The organism is Kitasatospora sp. NPDC002543 (genome assembly GCF_053594915.1).
Genome location: NZ_JBSFWR010000010.1, coordinates 52,427 through 69,034, shown reverse-complemented (window position 1 = coordinate 69,034; position 16,608 = coordinate 52,427). Strand labels below are relative to the sequence as shown.

Annotated in this window: 14 protein-coding genes; 4 read left to right on the top strand and 10 right to left on the bottom strand. The window is 75.2% G+C overall.

All coding sequences use genetic code 11. The features are described from left to right. Positions 1–3 precede the first annotated feature (3 nt). Genes ACWD4P_RS07215 through ACWD4P_RS07205 form a run of 3 tightly spaced genes read right to left on the bottom strand, consistent with a single transcriptional unit; the run spans position 4 to position 4,408 of the window. Positions 4–951, bottom strand: coding sequence for an RNA polymerase sigma-70 factor (locus ACWD4P_RS07215; protein ID WP_449778864.1), 948 nt, complete (start codon positions 949–951; stop codon positions 4–6). Between the two features lie 32 nt (positions 952–983). Next, positions 984–1,184 (bottom strand): hypothetical protein, encoded by a 201-nt coding sequence (locus ACWD4P_RS07210; protein WP_449778863.1) that lies wholly within the window; start codon positions 1,182–1,184, stop codon positions 984–986. Further along, complete coding sequence (locus ACWD4P_RS07205) at positions 1,181–4,408, bottom strand: SNF2-related protein (protein WP_449778862.1); 3,228 nt, start codon at positions 4,406–4,408, stop codon at positions 1,181–1,183. The genes ACWD4P_RS07210 and ACWD4P_RS07205 overlap by 4 nt, the downstream gene beginning before the upstream one ends. A 183-nt stretch (positions 4,409–4,591) precedes the next feature. On the opposite strand from ACWD4P_RS07205, the gene ACWD4P_RS07200 reads away from it, so the two are divergent. Then, positions 4,592–5,206, top strand: coding sequence for a YceI family protein (locus ACWD4P_RS07200; protein WP_359831919.1), 615 nt, complete (start codon positions 4,592–4,594; stop codon positions 5,204–5,206). Between the two features lie 162 nt (positions 5,207–5,368). Here the strand turns inward: ACWD4P_RS07200 and ACWD4P_RS07195 are convergent, their stop codons facing one another. Beyond that, a complete protein-coding gene (locus tag ACWD4P_RS07195; RefSeq protein WP_449778861.1) occupies positions 5,369–6,358 on the bottom strand; it encodes a LysR family transcriptional regulator in 990 nt (329 codons plus the stop codon). Positions 6,359–6,473: 115 nt separating this feature from the next. Here ACWD4P_RS07195 and ACWD4P_RS07190 point away from each other — a divergent pair, with 115 nt between their 5' ends. Together ACWD4P_RS07190 and ACWD4P_RS07185 are read left to right on the top strand one after the other, a co-directional pair. Continuing rightward, complete coding sequence (locus tag ACWD4P_RS07190) at positions 6,474–7,802, top strand: MFS transporter (protein WP_449778860.1); 1,329 nt, start codon at positions 6,474–6,476, stop codon at positions 7,800–7,802. A gap of 9 nt (positions 7,803–7,811) precedes the next feature. Then, entirely contained in the window at positions 7,812–8,291 is a 480-nt protein-coding gene (locus ACWD4P_RS07185; RefSeq protein WP_359830206.1) for a macro domain-containing protein, read from the top strand. 56 nt (positions 8,292–8,347) lie between these two features. On the opposite strand, the gene ACWD4P_RS07180 is transcribed toward ACWD4P_RS07185, so the two are convergent. After that, entirely contained in the window at positions 8,348–8,920 is a 573-nt protein-coding gene (locus tag ACWD4P_RS07180; RefSeq protein ID WP_359830204.1) for a GNAT family N-acetyltransferase, read from the bottom strand. A gap of 182 nt (positions 8,921–9,102) precedes the next feature. Here ACWD4P_RS07180 and ACWD4P_RS07175 point away from each other — a divergent pair, with 182 nt between their 5' ends. Further along, the gene (locus ACWD4P_RS07175; protein WP_359830202.1) at positions 9,103–9,957 is read left to right on the top strand and encodes a TetR/AcrR family transcriptional regulator; all 855 of its coding nucleotides are present in this window, start codon (positions 9,103–9,105) and stop codon (positions 9,955–9,957) included. Between the two features lie 61 nt (positions 9,958–10,018). Here ACWD4P_RS07175 and ACWD4P_RS07170 read toward each other — a convergent pair whose 3' ends face one another. The 5 genes from ACWD4P_RS07170 to ACWD4P_RS07150 form a co-directional block, all read right to left on the bottom strand. Continuing rightward, complete coding sequence (locus ACWD4P_RS07170; RefSeq protein WP_449778859.1) at positions 10,019–11,299, bottom strand: GNAT family N-acetyltransferase; 1,281 nt, start codon at positions 11,297–11,299, stop codon at positions 10,019–10,021. A 40-nt stretch (positions 11,300–11,339) separates the two neighbouring features. Next, complete coding sequence (locus ACWD4P_RS07165; RefSeq protein ID WP_449778858.1) at positions 11,340–11,885, bottom strand: GNAT family N-acetyltransferase; 546 nt, start codon at positions 11,883–11,885, stop codon at positions 11,340–11,342. Between the two features lie 66 nt (positions 11,886–11,951). Then, positions 11,952–13,226, bottom strand: a complete 1,275-nt coding sequence (locus tag ACWD4P_RS07160) for a C40 family peptidase (RefSeq protein ID WP_449778857.1) — start codon at positions 13,224–13,226, stop codon at positions 11,952–11,954. A 283-nt stretch (positions 13,227–13,509) separates the two neighbouring features. Then, complete coding sequence (locus ACWD4P_RS07155; RefSeq protein WP_449778856.1) at positions 13,510–14,571, bottom strand: hypothetical protein; 1,062 nt, start codon at positions 14,569–14,571, stop codon at positions 13,510–13,512. An 88-nt stretch (positions 14,572–14,659) separates the two neighbouring features. Beyond that, the gene (locus ACWD4P_RS07150; RefSeq protein WP_449778855.1) at positions 14,660–16,435 is read right to left on the bottom strand and encodes a threonine/serine ThrE exporter family protein; all 1,776 of its coding nucleotides are present in this window, start codon (positions 16,433–16,435) and stop codon (positions 14,660–14,662) included. Positions 16,436–16,608 lie beyond the last annotated feature (173 nt).

Genomic DNA, 16,608 nt, shown 5'->3' with positions numbered 1-16,608 from the left:
GGGTCAAGCCCGGTCCGGCCGGCCGGGCCGGCCGGCGGCGCCGTCGGGGGCCGGGCCGGCCAGGTGGGCCAGCTTGTGCGGGTTGCGGACGGCGCGGATCCCGCAGATCCGCACGGTGCCGTCGGGTTGCTCGGCGAACTCGAAGACCGCCACGGAGTCGACCACGCCGTCCACGGTGACCAGCACACCCGGCTCGCCGTTGACCAGGACCGGACGGGAGGCGGCCGACTCGCCGAGTCGGCGGAACACCCCGAGGACGAAGCGAGCGACGTTCTCGGCGCCGGTGACCGGCCGCCGCGCGGCGCGGATCACCCCGCCGCCGTCCGTCCAGCCGGTGACGTCGGGGGCGAGCAGTTCCAGCATCCGGTTGAGGTCGCCGCCGACGCAGGCCGCCAGGAACTCGTCGGTGGCCCGGCGGCGCAGCTCGGGCGGGGCGTCGTAGCGCGGGCGGCGGGCGCGCACGTGCGCCCGGGCCCGGCTGCCGACCTGCCGGCAGGCGGCCTCGGTGCGGTCCAGGGCCTCGGCGATCTCCTGATAGGTGAAGCCGAAGGCCTCCTTGAGCACGAACACCGCGCGCTCCAGCGGCGACAGGCTCTCCAGCACCACCATCAGGGCGATCGAGACGGTCTCGGCCCGTTCGACGCCGTCCGTCGCGTCCGGTTCGGTGACCAGCGGCTCGGGGAGCCAGGGGCCGACGTAGGACTCGCGGCGGACGGCGGCCGAGTTCAGCCTGTTGAGGGCGAGGTTGGTGACCGTCCGGGCCAGGAAGCCGCCGGGGCTCGCGACCGGGCCGGTGACGCCGCTCCAGCGCAGCCAGGTGTCCTGGACCAGGTCCTCGGCGTCGGCGACGCTGCCGAGCATCCGGTAGGCGATGCCGAAGACCATCCGCCGGTGCTGCTCGAAGGCGGCCAGCCGGGGGTCGGCCGGCGGCGCGTCGTGGGTGTCGGTCACCCTCGCGACGCTACCGCAGGTAGCCGCCGGGCTCAGCTCCGGAAGGCCTCGTAGGCGGGGGCGAGCAGGACGGCGAGGTCACGGCCGTGCACGGTGATGCCGGAGCGGCCGAGGCGGCGCAGCGAGGGCTCGTCCGGCCCGTCCTCCTCCCGCGCGGGGGCGGGGCGCAGGGTGAAGTCACCGCGCCAGTAGGCGGCGACGTTGACCACGGGCGGTCTCGGTTCGTCGGTCACGCGTCCTCCTCGGCCACAGCGTCCTCCCGCGCGAGGGCGACCAGTTCGCGCAGCGCGTCCACCGGCAGGTCGGTGAGCCAGCGCTCCCCCTCGCCCACCACTGTCTCGGCCAACGTCCTTTTGGCGGCGAGGAGTTCGTCGATCCGCTCCTCGACGGTGCCGACACAGACGAGCCGGCGGACCTGGACGTCCCGGCGCTGGCCGATCCGGAAGGCGCGGTCGGTGGCCTGCTCCTCGACCGCCGGGTTCCACCAACGGTCCAGGTGGATCACCTGGTTGGCGGCGGTCAGGTTGAGGCCGGTGCCGCCGGCCCGCAGCGAGAGCAGGAACACCCGTGGCCCGTCCGGGGACTGGAACCGCTCGACCAGCTCCTCGCGGCGGGCCCGGGGCAGGCCGCCGTGCAGGTAGAGCACCTCCTCGCCGAGCCGGCGCTCCAGGTACGGGCGGAGCATCGCGCCGAACTCGGCGTACTGGGTGAAGACCAGCGTCCGGTCGCCCTCGGCCAGCGCCTCCTCCAGCAGTTCGGCCAGCCGGGCGACCTTGCCCGAGCGCCCGCCCACCGCCGAGCCGTCGTGCAGGAGTTGGGCCGGGTGGTTGCAGACCTGCTTGAGCTTGCCGATCGCCGCCAGCACCGTGCCGCGCCGCTCCACGCCCCGGATGCCCTCGACCCGCCGCAGCAGGTCGGCGACCACGGCCTGGTAGAGCCCGGCCTGCTCGGCGGTGAGGTTGCACCACACCGTCATCTCCTGCTTGGCGGGCAGTTCGGCCGCCACCGCCGGGTCGGACTTGACCCGGCGGAGCACGAACGGGGCGGTGCGGCGCCGGAGTTCGGCGGTGCGCTCGGGGCTGCGGTGCAGCTCGACCGGGATCGCGTAGCGCTCCTTGAAACGCTCGGCCGGCCCGAGCAGGCCGGGGTTCGCGAAGTCCAGGACGGCGTGCAGTTCGGCGAGCCGGTTCTCCACCGGGGTGCCGGTGAGGGCGATCCGGTGCCGGGTGACGGGCAGCGCGCGGATCGCCCGGGACTGCGCGGTACCGGTGTTCTTGACGTACTGCGCCTCGTCGGCGACGACCCGGCGCCAGCGGATCGCGCGCAGGGCGGCGAGGTCGCGCTGGACCAGCCCGTAGGTGGTGATGACCAGGTCCACGCCCCGTACGGCCTCGGCGAGTCGGTCCGGGCCGAGGCGGCCGGAGCCGTGGTGGACGTACCGCCGCAGGCCGGGGGCGAAGCGCTCGGCCTCGCGCTGCCAGTTGCCGACCAGGGACATCGGGCAGACCAGCAGGGTCGGACCGGTGGCGCCGGCGGACGCTTCGGCGGCCTTCCCGGCGTTCCCGGCGTTCCCGGCACTCCCGGCACTCCCGGCACTCCCGGCCGCCCCTGCGGCCTCGGCCTTCTCGGCGGCGAGCAGGGCGAGCGTCTGGACGGTCTTGCCGAGGCCCATGTCGTCGGCCAGCACGGCGCCGAGGCCGAGCCCGGACATGGTCCGCAGCCAGGCCAGCCCGCGCTCCTGGTAGGGGCGCAGCACGGCCCGGAAGTCCGGCGGCAGCTGCGGTGCCGGGGCGGCGCCGGCCCGCCCGGCGAGCAGTTCGCCGAGCGGGCCGTCCACGCTGATGCCGGTGACCGGCAGCCCGGCGGCCGTCGGCTCCGGGTCGAGGGCGAGCCGGAGCAGCTCGGAGGCGGCGAGCACGCCGTCGCGCCGGTCGGCGAGGAAGGCGAGGGCGGCGGCGATCTGCGCCGGGTCCGCTTCCAGCCAGGTGCCGCGCACCCGGACCAGCCCCTGCTTGGCGGCGGCGAGTTCGGCCAGCTCCCGCTCGGTGAGCGGCTCGCCCTCCGGGCCGAGCGCGGCCTGCCAGTGGAAGGCGACCACGGCGTCCCGGTCCACCTGGCTGGTGACGGCGAGCGTGCCGGGAGCGGGCGGCGCGGTGGCGCGCAGGGCGAGCCCGAGCCGGGGGCGGCGGCGCCACCAGGCGGGCAGCAGCACCCCGAAGCCGCCCTCGGCGAGGGCGGGCGCGGCGGTGCGCAGGAAGTCCAGCGCGCCGGCCCGGTCCAGCGGCAGGGCAGACGGGCGGGAGCGGTGGCGCAGCCCGTCCAGGGCGGGCCAGCGGTGGGCGGCTCGGGCGAGTTCGGCGACCAGGACGTCGGCCGGGTCGTCGGCCCGGCGGGCGAGCGCGGCGTGGGCGGCGCCGCCCTCGTGCAGGTCGGCGGCGCGGACCAGCAGGGAGGGCTCGTCCACGGCCTGGAGGAGGAACTCCAGTCGCCAGGCGTCGTCGGAGGGGCGGCCCTCGGGATCGTCCGGATCGGGGCCGAGCGGCTCGACCAGGCGGAAGCAGAGCCGCAGCGCCGGGTCGACGGGCTCGGCGGCGGCGTACCAGGCGCCGAGCCGGCGGCGCAGTTCGGCGAGTTCCCCGGGCTGGACGCCGTCGATCCCGCCGTCGGGGGCGGCGAGGGCGTGCAGCCAGTGTTCCGCGGCGGTTCCGGCCCCGGTCCCGCCGGGCGGCGGGAAGGGCGCGTCCGCCAGCGCGGCGCGGGCCTCGGCGTCCACCAGCGCGCCCAGGGCGGCGTCGAGCAGCGCCTCGCCGCTGCCCGGCCCGTGCGGCCACTCCCCCAGCAGGACGGGTGGGCAGCCGGAGGCCAGGGCGGCGGCCTCGCGGCGCCCGGCCGGGGTGAGGTCGGGCCGCCACCGGGCCTGCGGGCGGCCGTCGGCGGCGGCCACGGGCAGCGGCAGCACCCGGCCCCGGCCGACCGCCCGCCAGGCGAGGTCGTGCACCCCGGTGAGCCAGCGCAGCGAGGGGCCGTGGACCACCTCGACCCGCCCGGCGCCGGGCAGGTCGGTGTCGGTGACGGCCCAGACCGGGTCGAAGACCTCGCCGAGCAGCTGGGCGGCGGCCCCCGCGTCGAAGAGCAGCGCGGGCACCCGCCAGGGGGTGAGCACGGCGCCGCCGCGCGGCGGGGTGACCGGTAGGTCGGGCGAGGGCGCGGGAACGGTGCCGACGGTGGGCAGCAGCAGGGTGGCCCAGCGCTCGGGGGCCTGTCCGGCCAGCCAGCCGAGGCCCGGGCCGATGCCGCCGAGCACGGCGGCCAGCTCGCCGGCCGGGCAGGCGTAGGGGTGGGCGCGCGGGGCGGGGCGGTCGGGGTGCGGTTCGGCGGCCCCGGGGTGGGCGCGGGCGTCCTCGGCCCAGAGCGCCAGCTGCCCGTCCGCCCGCCAGAGCGCGTGCAGGACGAACATCGGGGGCCTTCCGAGCGGGGTGGGACCGTCCTCCGCAGCCTAGCCGGGAGGGCCGACAGGGCCGGTCCGCTGGGCCGTTCGGGGGAGGTTCCGGAGTTGTGGTTGAAAGTTGAACGAAGTTACCCTACGCTGGAGCCAACAAGTTGAAGCCTAAACAACTGGCTTCGAACCAAGGAGGAAGCCATGGGCCTGTTCAACCGCACCAAGACCGTCACCGCTCCCGCCGCCACCGCCGTCCAGGCGCCGGCCGGCCCCGACCTCGCCCACCTGACCGGCGACTGGACCATCGACAGCACCCACAGCGAGATCGGCTTCTCGGTCCGCCACGCGATGGTCACCAACGTCAAGGGCCGCTTCACCGAGTACGACGGCAAGCTGCACCTGGACGGGACCCACCCCGGCAACTCCTCGGCCGAGCTGGTGATCAAGGTCGCCAGCGTCGACACCAACCAGGCCCAGCGCGACGAGCACCTGCGCACCGGCGACTTCTTCGCCGTCGACACCCACCCGGAGATCCGCTTCCGCAGCACCTCCGCCCAGCTCGTCCACGGCGACTCGTACCGGATGACCGGCGACCTCACCATCAAGGGCACCACCCGCCCGGTCGTGCTGGACCTGGAGTACACCGGCAGCGCCACCGACGCGTACGGCGCCAACCGGGTCGGCTTCGAGGGCAAGGCCGTCGTCGACCGCACCGAGTTCGGCCTGACCTACAACGCGGCGCTGGAGACCGGCGGCGTGCTGATCGGCGAGAAGGTCAAGCTCAGCTTCGACATCTCCGCCGTCAAGGCCGCCTGAGCCGGCCCTCCCCCGGAGCACCGTCCCTGCCCTTCCCCCCGGGGCAGGGGCGGTTTCCACGTTCCCCCGGCACCCGAACGGCCCGCGCCGGCCGGCCCGCGCCGACGGCCCGCGCCGACGGCTCGCGCCGACCGGCCGCGCCGGTAATCGCGCCGCCCCCGGCTACCCCCGCGGCAGCAGCGCCGCGTCCGCCGCCGGCAGCCAAGTGCCCGGAGGACGCCGCAGCCAGCCCTCGGCCGCGCCGAGCGCACCCGCCGCGGCGGCCAGCGCCCGCAGCCCCGGGTGACGCTCGCCGGGCCGGTGCACCAGGCTGACCAGGCTCAGCGGCACCGGCTCCACCAGCGGCACGGTCACCGCCCCCGGAATCCGCGGCCCGCCGACCGTCGTCAGCATCGGATCGCCGTGCCGGGCGAGGTAACGGGCGGTCTCGTCCACGCCCACCGGCGGCACGTACGGCGGCGCCGGCGTCAGACCGTGCTCGCGCAGCAGCCGGGTGCCCAGATCGGCCCACTCGGTGGTGGCGGGGTTGCCCGCGCAGACGTCGACGGGGTGCCCGGCCAGCTCGGCCAGGCGCAGCACCGGCCGGTCGGCCAGCGGGTGGGTGTCCGCCATCATCACCGACATCCGGTCGAACCGCACCGGCAGCTGGGCGAGCCGGCCACGCACCGGCTCGGGCAGCCCGGCGAAGCGGCCGAAGGCCGCGTCCAGCCGGTGGGCCAGCAACTCGGCGGCCGCCGCGGCCAGTCCGCCGTGGAAGCGGGCCAGCAGTTCGCCCTCGGGCCAGGCGGCGCGGGCCCGTTCGAGCACCCGGTCGGGGGTGAGGTCCGGGCCGGTGACGTCGCTGTTGAGGTCGACCAGCAGCGGCCGGCCGGCCCCCGCCCCGGCCGAGGCCGCGGCCTCGGCGAGGATCTCGTCGTGCAGGGCGAGGAGCCGGCGGGCCCGGGGCAGCAACCGCTGCCCCGCCGGGGTGAGTTCGACGCTGCGGGTGGTGCGGGTGAACAGCGCTTCGCCGAGCAGCCCCTCCAGGGTCCGGACGTCCCGGCTGAGCGCCTGCTGGGCGGTGTGCAGCCGCTCGGCGGCCCGGCCGAAGTGCAGGGTCTCGGCGGTCGCGACGAAGCCGCGCAGCAGTCGGGGGTGCAGGTCGCGGGGCATGGGCGGCAGATTAACAACATCGTGTTGTGAGTGCGGCGAAACAGGTGTTGGACGGCTGCCCGCCGACGGCGCCAGGCTGTCCGGACACCCTCCCCCCCTTGCCCACAGGAGCCCGATGCCCTCGCGCGCACTCCTCGCCTCCTACCGGCGGCTGTTCGCGGCCCCCGGCGCCCTCGCCTTCACCCTGAGCGGACTGCTCGGCCGGCTGGCGCTGTCGATGAACGGCGTCGCGCTGGTGGTGCTGCTCTCCGAGCGGCGCGGTTCGTACGGGCTGGCCGGGGCGGTCTCGGCGGCCGGACTGGTCGCCGGCGCGATCGGGATGCCGCTGATCGGCCGGCTGGTGGACCGCCACGGGCAGGCGCGGGTGACGGTACCGGCCGCGCTGTACAACGCCGTTCCCCTGGCCGGCCTGCTGCTCTGCGTCCGGCTGGGCGCGCCCGACTGGACGCTCCTGCTCTGCTCCGCGGCCTGCTCGGCGGCGCCCAACCTCGGCGGCATGGCCCGCTCCCGCTGGGCGCACCTGCACCGGGACGACCCGGCCGCCCGACACCTGGCCAACTCCCTCGAACAAGCGCTGGACGAGCTCTGCTTCATGGCCGGACCGGTGCTCGCGATGCTGCTCTGCACCACGATCGCCCCGGAGGCCGGGCTGATCGCCGCCGGCACCCTCGGCACCGCCGGGGCCCTGCTGTTCGCGGCCCAGCGCAGCACCGAACCTCCGCTGCCCGTCCGGGAGTCCACCGGCGCGCGGCACGGCTCCCCGCTGCGGGTTCCCGGGCTGCGGGTACTGGTGCTGACCTTCCTGGCGACCGGCATGGTCTTCGGCGCGACCGAGATCACCACCGTGGCGTACGCCGACGCGCTCGGCCACAAGGCGTCGGCCGGGCTGCTGCTGGCCCTGGTCGCGGCCGGGTCCTGCGTGGCGGGGCTGCTGTTCGGGCTGCTGACCCCGCGCCGGGCACCGGGCCGGCGCTTCCTGCTCGGCACGGCGGCGATGGCCGCGGTACTGCTGCTGCCGCTCGCCGCCGGACTCGGCGGGACCGGACTCGGACTGCTCGGCGCCGCCCTGTTCGCGGCCGGCACCGCGACCGCGCCGACCATGGTGACCGGGATGACGCTCGTCCAGGAGCTGCTGCCGCAGCGGCAGTTCAACGAGGGGATGGCGATGGCGGTGTCCGGCATCGTGGTCGGCATCTCGGCGGGCGCGGCACTCGCCGGAGCGGTCGCCGAGCGGGCCGCTCCGGGCGCCGGCTACGTCCTGCCCGCCGTCGCCGCCGGGCTCGCGCTGCTGGTCGCGCTGGCGGGGCGGCGGCACCTGGCGGTGCGAAGGGCGGCGGGCCGGGCTCCGGGCGGCGGGCCGGGCTCCGGGCCGGAGGGCACGGCCGGCGGGGCACCCGACGGGTCCACGGAAAATGGCGAGCAGATTGTCAGTGCCACCCTCTAACGTCGAGGCATGGGGGAAATCACTTACGTCCGAGGCGATGCCACCACGCCCCAGGGCAAGGGCGTGAAGGTGATCGCGCACGTCTGCAACGACCTCGGCGGCTGGGGCAAGGGCTTCGTGCTCGCGCTCTCCAGACGCTGGCCCGAGCCCGAGGCCGCGTACCGACGCTGGCACCGGGAGCGGGCGACGAACGACTTCGGTCTCGGCGCCGTCCAGCTGGTGCCGGTCGATCCGCACGTCTGGGTGGCCAACCTGGTCGGCCAGCGCGGCATCCGGACGGGGCGCTCCACCGGCGTGCCGGTGCGGTACGAGGCGATCGACACCGCTCTGACCGCGCTCGGTGAGCACGCGCTCCGGCTCGGCGCCTCCGTCCACATGCCGCGGATCGGCTGCGGCCTGGCGGGCGGGCGTTGGGAGCGGGTCGAACCGCTGGTCACCGCCCGGCTGACGGCCCGGGGCGTGCCGGTGACGGTCTACGACATCGGCTGACCCGACCGCGCCCGCGCTCCCTCCACTTCCACCGATCCGCTCCGACCGGTCCGTCCCTACCGATCCGCCGGCTCCTGCCGGTCGGCCCGGACCGCCACGCGTCCGGCCGGCCAGGCGTACACGTACTCGGGCAGCAGGAATCCTCCGGGGAACTCCCCCTCCTGCGCCCGGACCCGCTCGGCGCCCTCGCGCTCGTAGAAGGCGATCGCGCGGGTGTTGTCCCGCAGCACCTCCAGGGAGAGTCCGGCCCCGGGGTGCCGCTCGGCGACATGGGCGCGGCCCGCGGTCAGCAGTTCGCGACCGATGCCGCCGCCGTTCAGGCCCGGCCGCACGTGCAGGTTGTCGATCAGCACCCCGCCGTCCGGCTGGGGGACGAGGTAGATGAACCCGACCACCACGCCGCCCCGTTCGGCGATCAGGAGCTCGGGTGCGTTCTCCGGCTCCCCGTAGTCGGCCTCCAGACGCAGTTTCCACAGTTCACGCCGCTGGGCGACCATCCCGTCGCCCAACCCCTCCGCCGGGACGATCCCCCGGTAGGTGGTGCGCCAGCTGTGGGCGTGCACCTCGGCGACGGACTCGGCGTCCCGCACGCCGCCGCGCCGGATGACGGTCTGGCCTGAACTGATCATGTGACCAGCCTCCCACAGAGAGATGGAGTTGAACATGTTCAACCGAAGCGTCTACAGTTCCACCCAGCTTTTGAACACGTTCGAAATGACGGGGGTCATCGTGGTACCGGATGCGGAGGGGGCATCCGGTACCACGAACACCGACACCGGTTGGAACGTCGTCTCCGGCTAGGCTCGTGCGCGTGGACGACCTGGCAGCGACGAACCGACCGGACGGCGAGAACGGCACGGCCGAGGCTTCGGCCGTGCCCGTACCGGAGAACGGCCCCGGGCCGGAGAACGGCCCGCGGCCGGACGGCGGACCCGGACCGGACGGCGGGCCGCTGCCCGGCGGCCGGGCCCAGCCGAAGACCGACAAGAGCGAGGCGACCCGGGCCCTGATCCTGGAGACGGCCATGCGGCTGTTCCAGGAACGGGGCTACGAGAAGACCACCATGCGCGCCATCGCCACCGAGGCCGGCGTCTCGGTGGGCAACGCGTACTACTACTTCTCGGCGAAGGAATTCCTGATCCAGGGGTTCTACGACCGGATGACCTACGAGCACGCGGCCGACGCCAAGCGCCGCATGGCCCACACCCGGGACTTCGCCGAACGGCTGCAGATCGCGCTGACCTCCTGGCTCGACACGGCCGCGCCGTACCACGAGTTCTCCGCGCAGTTCTTCCGCACCGCCGCCGACCCGACCAGCTCGCTGAGCCCGTTCTCCAACGAGTCCCACCCGGCCCGGGCGACGGCGGTCGAGCTGTTCCGCGAGGTGCTCCAGGGCTCGGAGCTGGCGCCCAAGCTGGACGCCGAACTCGTCGACCTGCTGCCCGACGTGCTCTGGCTGCACCTCATGGTCGTGGTCCTCTACTGGGTCTTCGACCGCACCGAGGACACCGAGCGGACGCGGGAGTTCGTCCGCCGGTCCACCCCCATGGCGGCCCGGGTGATCAACCTGTCCCGCTACCGGGTCTTCCGGCCGATCGTCCGCGACGCCAAGGGCCTGATCCAGGACTTCATCCTGCCCACCATCGGCAAGACGGCGGTCAAGTAGTACTTGCCGGCACGGATCCGGCCGGCCCGCGAACGGGTCGGCCGGATCCGCCGGAGCGGGATCAGAACTCGGTCGGCGTCCACGCCCGGAGCGGCGTGCGCAGCAGCACGTCCGCGGCGGCCGCCGCACCCGGGCGCAACTCGGTGACCAGGGCGGCCGCGGCCAGCCCGGAGACGGTCTGCCCGCCCAGGTAGACCGCGCCCAACTCCGAGGCGCCGAGCGCCAGGTCGGCGTCGTCCGTGGTCCTGCTACAGCGGCCGGTGCCGTCCCCGGCCACCTCCAGGGCCCAACGGCCGGACGCGTAGCCGAGCTTGTCGTCGACCTCCAGCACCACCCGGCCGGAGGTGTTGTACGTCCGGGCGCCGAACGCCGCCTCGACGTCCAGCACGCGCAGCCACACCTCGTCGGCGTTGTCCTCGTGCGGGGTGGCCGCGCGCGGCTCCTGGAGCAGCAGCGGCAGCGGGTCGTCCGGGCCGAGCCTGGACACCGTGACCCGGGCCGTCCAGTCGACGGACATCACGAAACGCCACAGCTCGACCGCGGTGGGCAGGTCGAGCGCGATGAACTCGTCCACGCTGAGCGTGCCGTCGGGGTAGGCGCCGTCCCACTTGGGGTCGATCCGGTAGAGCACCAGGCCGGTGACCGTGCCGTCGGCGTCCCGGTGCACCGCGGCGAACGGCTCCTTGAAGTCGGAACCCGGCACCCGGACCTCGCCGACGGTGCGCTGCCACCACAGCTCGTCGCGGCCTATCGCGCCCGGCTGGGTGCGCCGCCAGCGCTCGTACAGGTCCGCGCCCAGTTCGCGCAGCTCCGCCATGTCCACGAAGTCGATCCGGCCGCCGGGAACGCCCGGCAGCCCGTCGCGCAGGCCCCGGGTGCGGCGCAGGTCGATGTTCCGGCCGCCGCCCCAGGTGGCCGCGCCGAAGCCGAACCGGCCGTAGATGTTGTACTCGGCGGCCATCAGCACGGCGACCGCCATGCCGCGCTCGGCGGCGGCCGCGAGGTCCCGGCGCATCATCGCGCTGAGCAGGCCGCGGCGGCGGTGGGTGGCGCTCACCGTGACGTTGGTGATCGCGTCGGCCGGGACTACGGCCCCGCCGGGTACGGTCAGTTCGGTGTCGAAGCTGCGGAAGGTGGCGATCTGGGACCCGCCGTCGAAGCCGGCCAGCATCCGGCCCGGCTCCCACTGCCGGCGGCGCACTTCGGTCGCCCGGTCCCTGTGCGGGCGCAGGAACCCGAAGGCGAGCGCCTTGTCCCAGGCCTCCACCTCGTCCAGGGAGACGGCACGGACCTGGAGCCCGTTCACGGTGTCAACGGCCGAATGATCGATGCTGGTGCCCATGGGGCCACCGTACGGCGGCCCTCCCGGGGCGGCACCCGATTTATTCCGTGCCCGACCCGCCGCGCCGTTCCGCGCCCGACCCGCTGTGCTCGCCCGGCACCACCACCCAGTGGTTGGTGCGCAGGACGCGGTCGGCGAAGTCCACGTCCTGTTCGCCGAGCAGCCGGAATCCGAGCGCCCGGCAGATCCCGTTGGACGGCCCGTTGGTCGTCCCCGGGTTGGCGTGCACCTCGCCCCAGCGGCCGTCCTCGGCGGCGTCGTCCAGCACCCGGCGGACGGCGGTCTTGGCCAGGCCGCGGCCCTGGTACTCGGGCAGCACCATCCAGCCGATCTCGGAGACCGTCACGCCGTCCTCCTGATCCGACCAGAGCGTGACGGCGCCCGCCACCTCGTCGTCCCCGGCGCCGTCCGGCACGATCATCCTGATCCAGGAGGTGTCCCCGGCCGCCAGGGCGAGGTCCTTGCGCAGCCGCGCCTCCACCGCCTCCCGGGGCAGCGGGCCGCCCAGCTCGGCCATCATCACCGGGTCGCAGCGCATCCTCACGTACGCCTCGACGTCCCCCGCCCGAACATCCCGCAGTCGCATGACGCCTCCTCCGCACCGGTCCGAGCGGCCACGCCAACGCGGCCCACCGACATCGGCACCGGGGGTTCAGGGCCTGGCGTAGAAGTCCGGGGTGCCCATGATCCAGAGGCTGGCCTGCTTGATCGGCATGCCGGCCCGCGGGGCCTCGATCATCTGGTCGTCGCCGATGTAGAGCCCGACGTGGTGGATGTCGGCGGCGCGCCCGGTGTCGCTCCAGAAGACCAGGTCGCCGGGGCGCAGTTGGCGGTAGCCGATCGGAGTGCTCTGGGCGTACTGGTCGGCGGCGAAGTGGTTGAGCCGCCGGCCGCCCTCGCGCCAGGCCATCATCGTCAGCCCCGAGCAGTCGTAGCCGCCCGGGCCCTCGCCGCCCCAGACGTAGGGCAGGCCGATCCTGGCCCTGGCGAAGGCGATGGCGGCGGCCGCGCCCTCGGCGGACCACGGTCGGACCTCGGGCGGAACGGCCTGCACCCTGGCGGCAGCGGCAGCTGCGGCAGCGGCGGCCTCGGCTTCCCGGGCGGCCTGCTCGGCGGCGGCGCGGGCGGCGGCCTCGGCCTCGCGGGCGGCGATCGCCTCCAGGGCCTCCCGGCGTTGGCGCTCCAGCTCGACCGTGGTGTTCCGGGCGGCGGCCAGTTCGACGAGCAGTTGCTCGCGGCGCCGCCCGGCGGCGGCCACCTCGTTCTGCTGGGCGGCCAGCCGCTGTTCCGCCCTGGCCCTGGCCGTGCCGACCTCGGTGGCGGCCCGTCCGGCGGCCTCGGTGGCGGCCCGGGCGGCGGCGGAGGCATTGCGGGCGGCGGCGGCCGTGGAGGTGGCGGCGTCCAGGATCTGCCGGGTGCGCTGACTGACCTGGCCGACCGCGGCGGCGCGGTCGCCCGCCTCGCGCGGGCCGTGGGCGCCGAGCAGGGCGTTGAGGGCGGAGAGTTCGGCGCCCGCGCCCTGCCGGTAGGTCTCGGCCGCGAGCCGGGCCGCGTCCTCGGCGGCGGCGGCCCGTTCGGTCTCGGCGACGGCGGCGCGCCGGGCGGCGGCGCCCTCCTCGTCACGGGCCCGGGCGAGGGCGAGCTGGGCTCCGTTGTAGGCCTCGACGGCCCGTTCGGTCGTCCGCCCGGCCCGGTCCAGCTCGACCCGGGCGGCGGTGAGGGCGGCCTCCAGGGCGGCGGCCGAGGAGGCCTTGGCCTCGGCCTCGGCCCGGGCCCGGTCGATCTCCTCGGTGGTCGGGTACGGCTCCTCGCCCGCGACCGGGCCGGCCGTCGGTTCGGGGGCCGCGGGGGCGGCATGGGCGGCGGGGAGCAGCCCGAGCAGCGCGGTGAGGGACAACAGGAGGGTCGGCAGGATCCTGCGCGCCACGCGACATCCCTTCTGACGGGTCCGGAGGGGACGCGTCGGACGGCGAGCGGCGTACGGGCAGACGGCGGCCCGGGGGCGGCGGGAGTCCGGTGATTCGTCCCATCACGTGACAGATCGGTCACATGACGCTCATGTTCTCAATTCCGGCGGCCTTCACACCTGGAAAGTGCTCCGCCGATCGAGTGGCCATCGGATGATCCGACCAGGACCTCGGCTCCGACCAGGACCTCGGCTCCGACCCGGCGACGGGGACCACGAGCGCCGGGGTCGGGGCCCGGGCGGGCTACCGGCCGATCCGGCGGGTCCTCGTCCGCAGCCGGGGGTGCCGCTCCGGCCGGCTCTCCAGCCCGGTCGCACCGACGGCGAAGGCCCGGCTGCGCCCGGCCCGTACGGTCCGGCGGCGCTGCTGCGCCAGTCGGGACCGGGCCGGACCGGCCTCCGCCGCCCCGGAGGCCGGGACCGCCGCGCCCGCGGCGGCCGCCGAGCGCCGGTCGGCCAGCCGGGCCTGACGGCGGGCCAGCGCCCGGGCGGCGTGGGCGTCGAGGTGGGCGGTGGCCCGGGCGGCCATCCGCTCCGCCACCCGGTGCGCGGCCGGGTGGTTGGCGGGCACCTTGTCCGGGGCCCCGGCGATCAGGTCGAAGAGCCAGGTGCGGGCCACGTCCGCGCGCCGGTGCAGCAGGCGCTCGCGCCGCAGCGCACGCGCCCGGCGGCGGGGGCGCGTGGCGTACCGCCAACGGGCCCAGGGGCTGCTCGGGCGGCCCAGCCGGACCGCCCCGATCCAGGACAGGCCGGGGACCATGATCCCGACCAGGCCGGTCCACATCTTGCCCTTGAGCAGGGTGATCACCGAGGCCAGCGAGTTCACCGCGATGATCGTGACCAGGCCCCACCTGGTCTCCTCGCCCGGCACCACGCCGAGCGGCACGTACCCGACCAGCAGCAGGGAGGTGAACAGGATGCCGAAGATCACCGCGTCCACCGACTTGCGGCCCTGTTCGCTCCAGTACACGTCGTCCAGGTGCAGGATCAGCGCGAACTCGTCCAGCACCAGGCCGCAGCCGATGCCGAAGGCCAGCCCGAACCAGTCGATCCACGGGTGCCCGCCGTAGGTGGCGAACACCCCGATCCCGCCGAGCAGCAGGAAGCCCAGGCCGAACACCATGTGGTGGATGTGCAGGCCGCCCGGGGTCACGTTGCCCGGCCACCAGCGCACCTGGGCGCGGATCATCCGGACGCTGAACCGGATGAAGACGAAGGAGGTGATGAATCCGACCAGCAGCAGGAACAGCGGTTGCTTGTGCGCGGCGACGATGTGCTCGCGGTAGCCGTCCAGCAGTGTCGTCATGGGTCTTACCTTCGTTCCTGGTCCTGCGTGCTGCCCGCCGTGACGTGGCCCGGGGCCCGCGTCGGCCCCGGCTCCGGTCGACGTCCGGTCAGAACCCTCGGGTGCGCTTGGCCGCCCGGCGCGGCATCGCCGGGTAGAGCGACGGACGTTCGGAGCCGACCGGCAGCTTCAGGAACAGCCGGGCGATCTCCCCGCCCAGGTTCACCCCGACCGCCAGCGCCATCGCGATCGCCGCCGCCCGGAAGACCGACACCAGGCCGGCGCTGGAGTGCCCCTGGGCGAAGGCGAGCATCCCGAGGTAGAGCGCCGAACCCGGCATCAGCGGGCCGATCGCGGCCGTCACGTACGGCAGCGCCGACCCGTTGCGGTAGCGCGCCATCAGCTGGCCGAAGAGGCCGACCAGGCCCGCCGCCACCCCGGTCGCGGCGATCGGGTTCACGCCCGCGTTGTACACCAGCGCGCCGTAGCTCGCCCAGCCGATGCCGCTGTTGACGGTGACCAGGGCCAGTGTGCGGCGGTCGGTCTGGAGCAGCGTCGCGAAGGCCAGGGTCAGCAGCATCGCGGCGACCATCTGGACCGGCGGGTAGTTGACTCCCACCAGGCTCTCGTCCGGGCGCAGGTTCGCCTCGAAGCCGACCCCCAGGTAGAGGATCACCATCACCCCGATCACGATGCCCGCGACCAGGTAGACCACTTCCAGCAGGCGGGCCGCGGCGGTGATGTAGAAGCCGGTCAGACCATCCTGCACGGCGGCGACCAGCGCGCGCCCGGGCAGCAGGGCGAACAGGCCACCGGTGATCACAACCGAGCCGCGCAGGCCCCAGTCGTTGAGCGAGAGGATGATGCCCGAGGCCGCGGCCGGCATCGCGGCCGCCACGAACTGGTAGAACTCCGGCAGCCGGCGCCGGGCCAGGGCGGAGGCCAGCCGGTCGCCGAGCACGGCCGCCACGAAGGCGCTCGCGAAGACCAGCCAGGCCTTGTCGTCGATCTTCCCGCCGACCAGGAAGGTCGCCGCGCCGGCCAGCAGTCCGGTGGTCAGGGCGAGGAACCAGGCCGGGTACGGGTGCCGGTTGCGGCGGATCACCGCGAGCCGGCGGTAGGCGTCGTTGACCGTCACCTTCTCCGCGGTGATGTCGGCGACCAGCTCGTACACCGCGTCGAGCCGGGTGTAGTCGGAGGTACGGCGGCGCACCACGCGGTCGGCGGTGACCGGCGGCTCGACCAGCGAGGGCTGGTACGAGATGCCGATCAGGGTGAACGTCACCTGCGGCTCGCAGCGGTCCAGCCGGTAGGCGTGCGCGATGCCGAGCATCGCCGCCTCGACGTCCTCGGCGGCCTCGCCGCTGGCCAGCAGCAGCTCGCCGATGCGCAGCGTCAGGTCGAGGATGCGCGGGACGTTGCGGGTGACGGACGAGGAGGGGTGCATCTCGCGCGCGGTGCGCTCGAAGGCGGGCCGCTCGGACATCGGGGTGCGCAGCAGGGTGCGCATCCGGTCCGGCCAGGGCGCCTCGCCGGGGGCGCCGGCGGTGAGGTCCGCGACCGGGATGCCGGTGGGCGGGGTGTACCCGGCCGCCCGCCACTCCTCGGGGGTGAGGGTGTCCTCGGCGACCGAGCGGCGGCGGACCGGGCGCTCCGCCTCGCCCCGGCCGGACTCGCCCCGGCCGACCTCGACCCGGTCGGCGACGAACCGGCCCGCCGCGGCCGTCGGCTCGGGCGCCGGCTCAGGGGCCGGCTCCGGCTCAGGGGCCAGCAGGCCCTTGGTCTCCGGGACGGGCGGGGCGAGCGGCACCACGACGGTGGGCTCGACCGGCGGGGCGGGGTGGCCGAGCAGGCCCTCGGTGGGCGGGGCGTCGGCGGGGTGCACCGGCTTCGGGGGTGCCGCCTGCCGCGCCTGTCGGACCGCCCGGCCCCCCCTCGCCCGCTTGCCCGCACCCGGTCGGCCCCGCTTAGGCACTTCCGCTCCTCGCCGCCCCTGGTGGCATCCGGCCACCGTTCGATCTCGGGTTACACCTTGCCTGATCGAACAGCCCGGCGCAC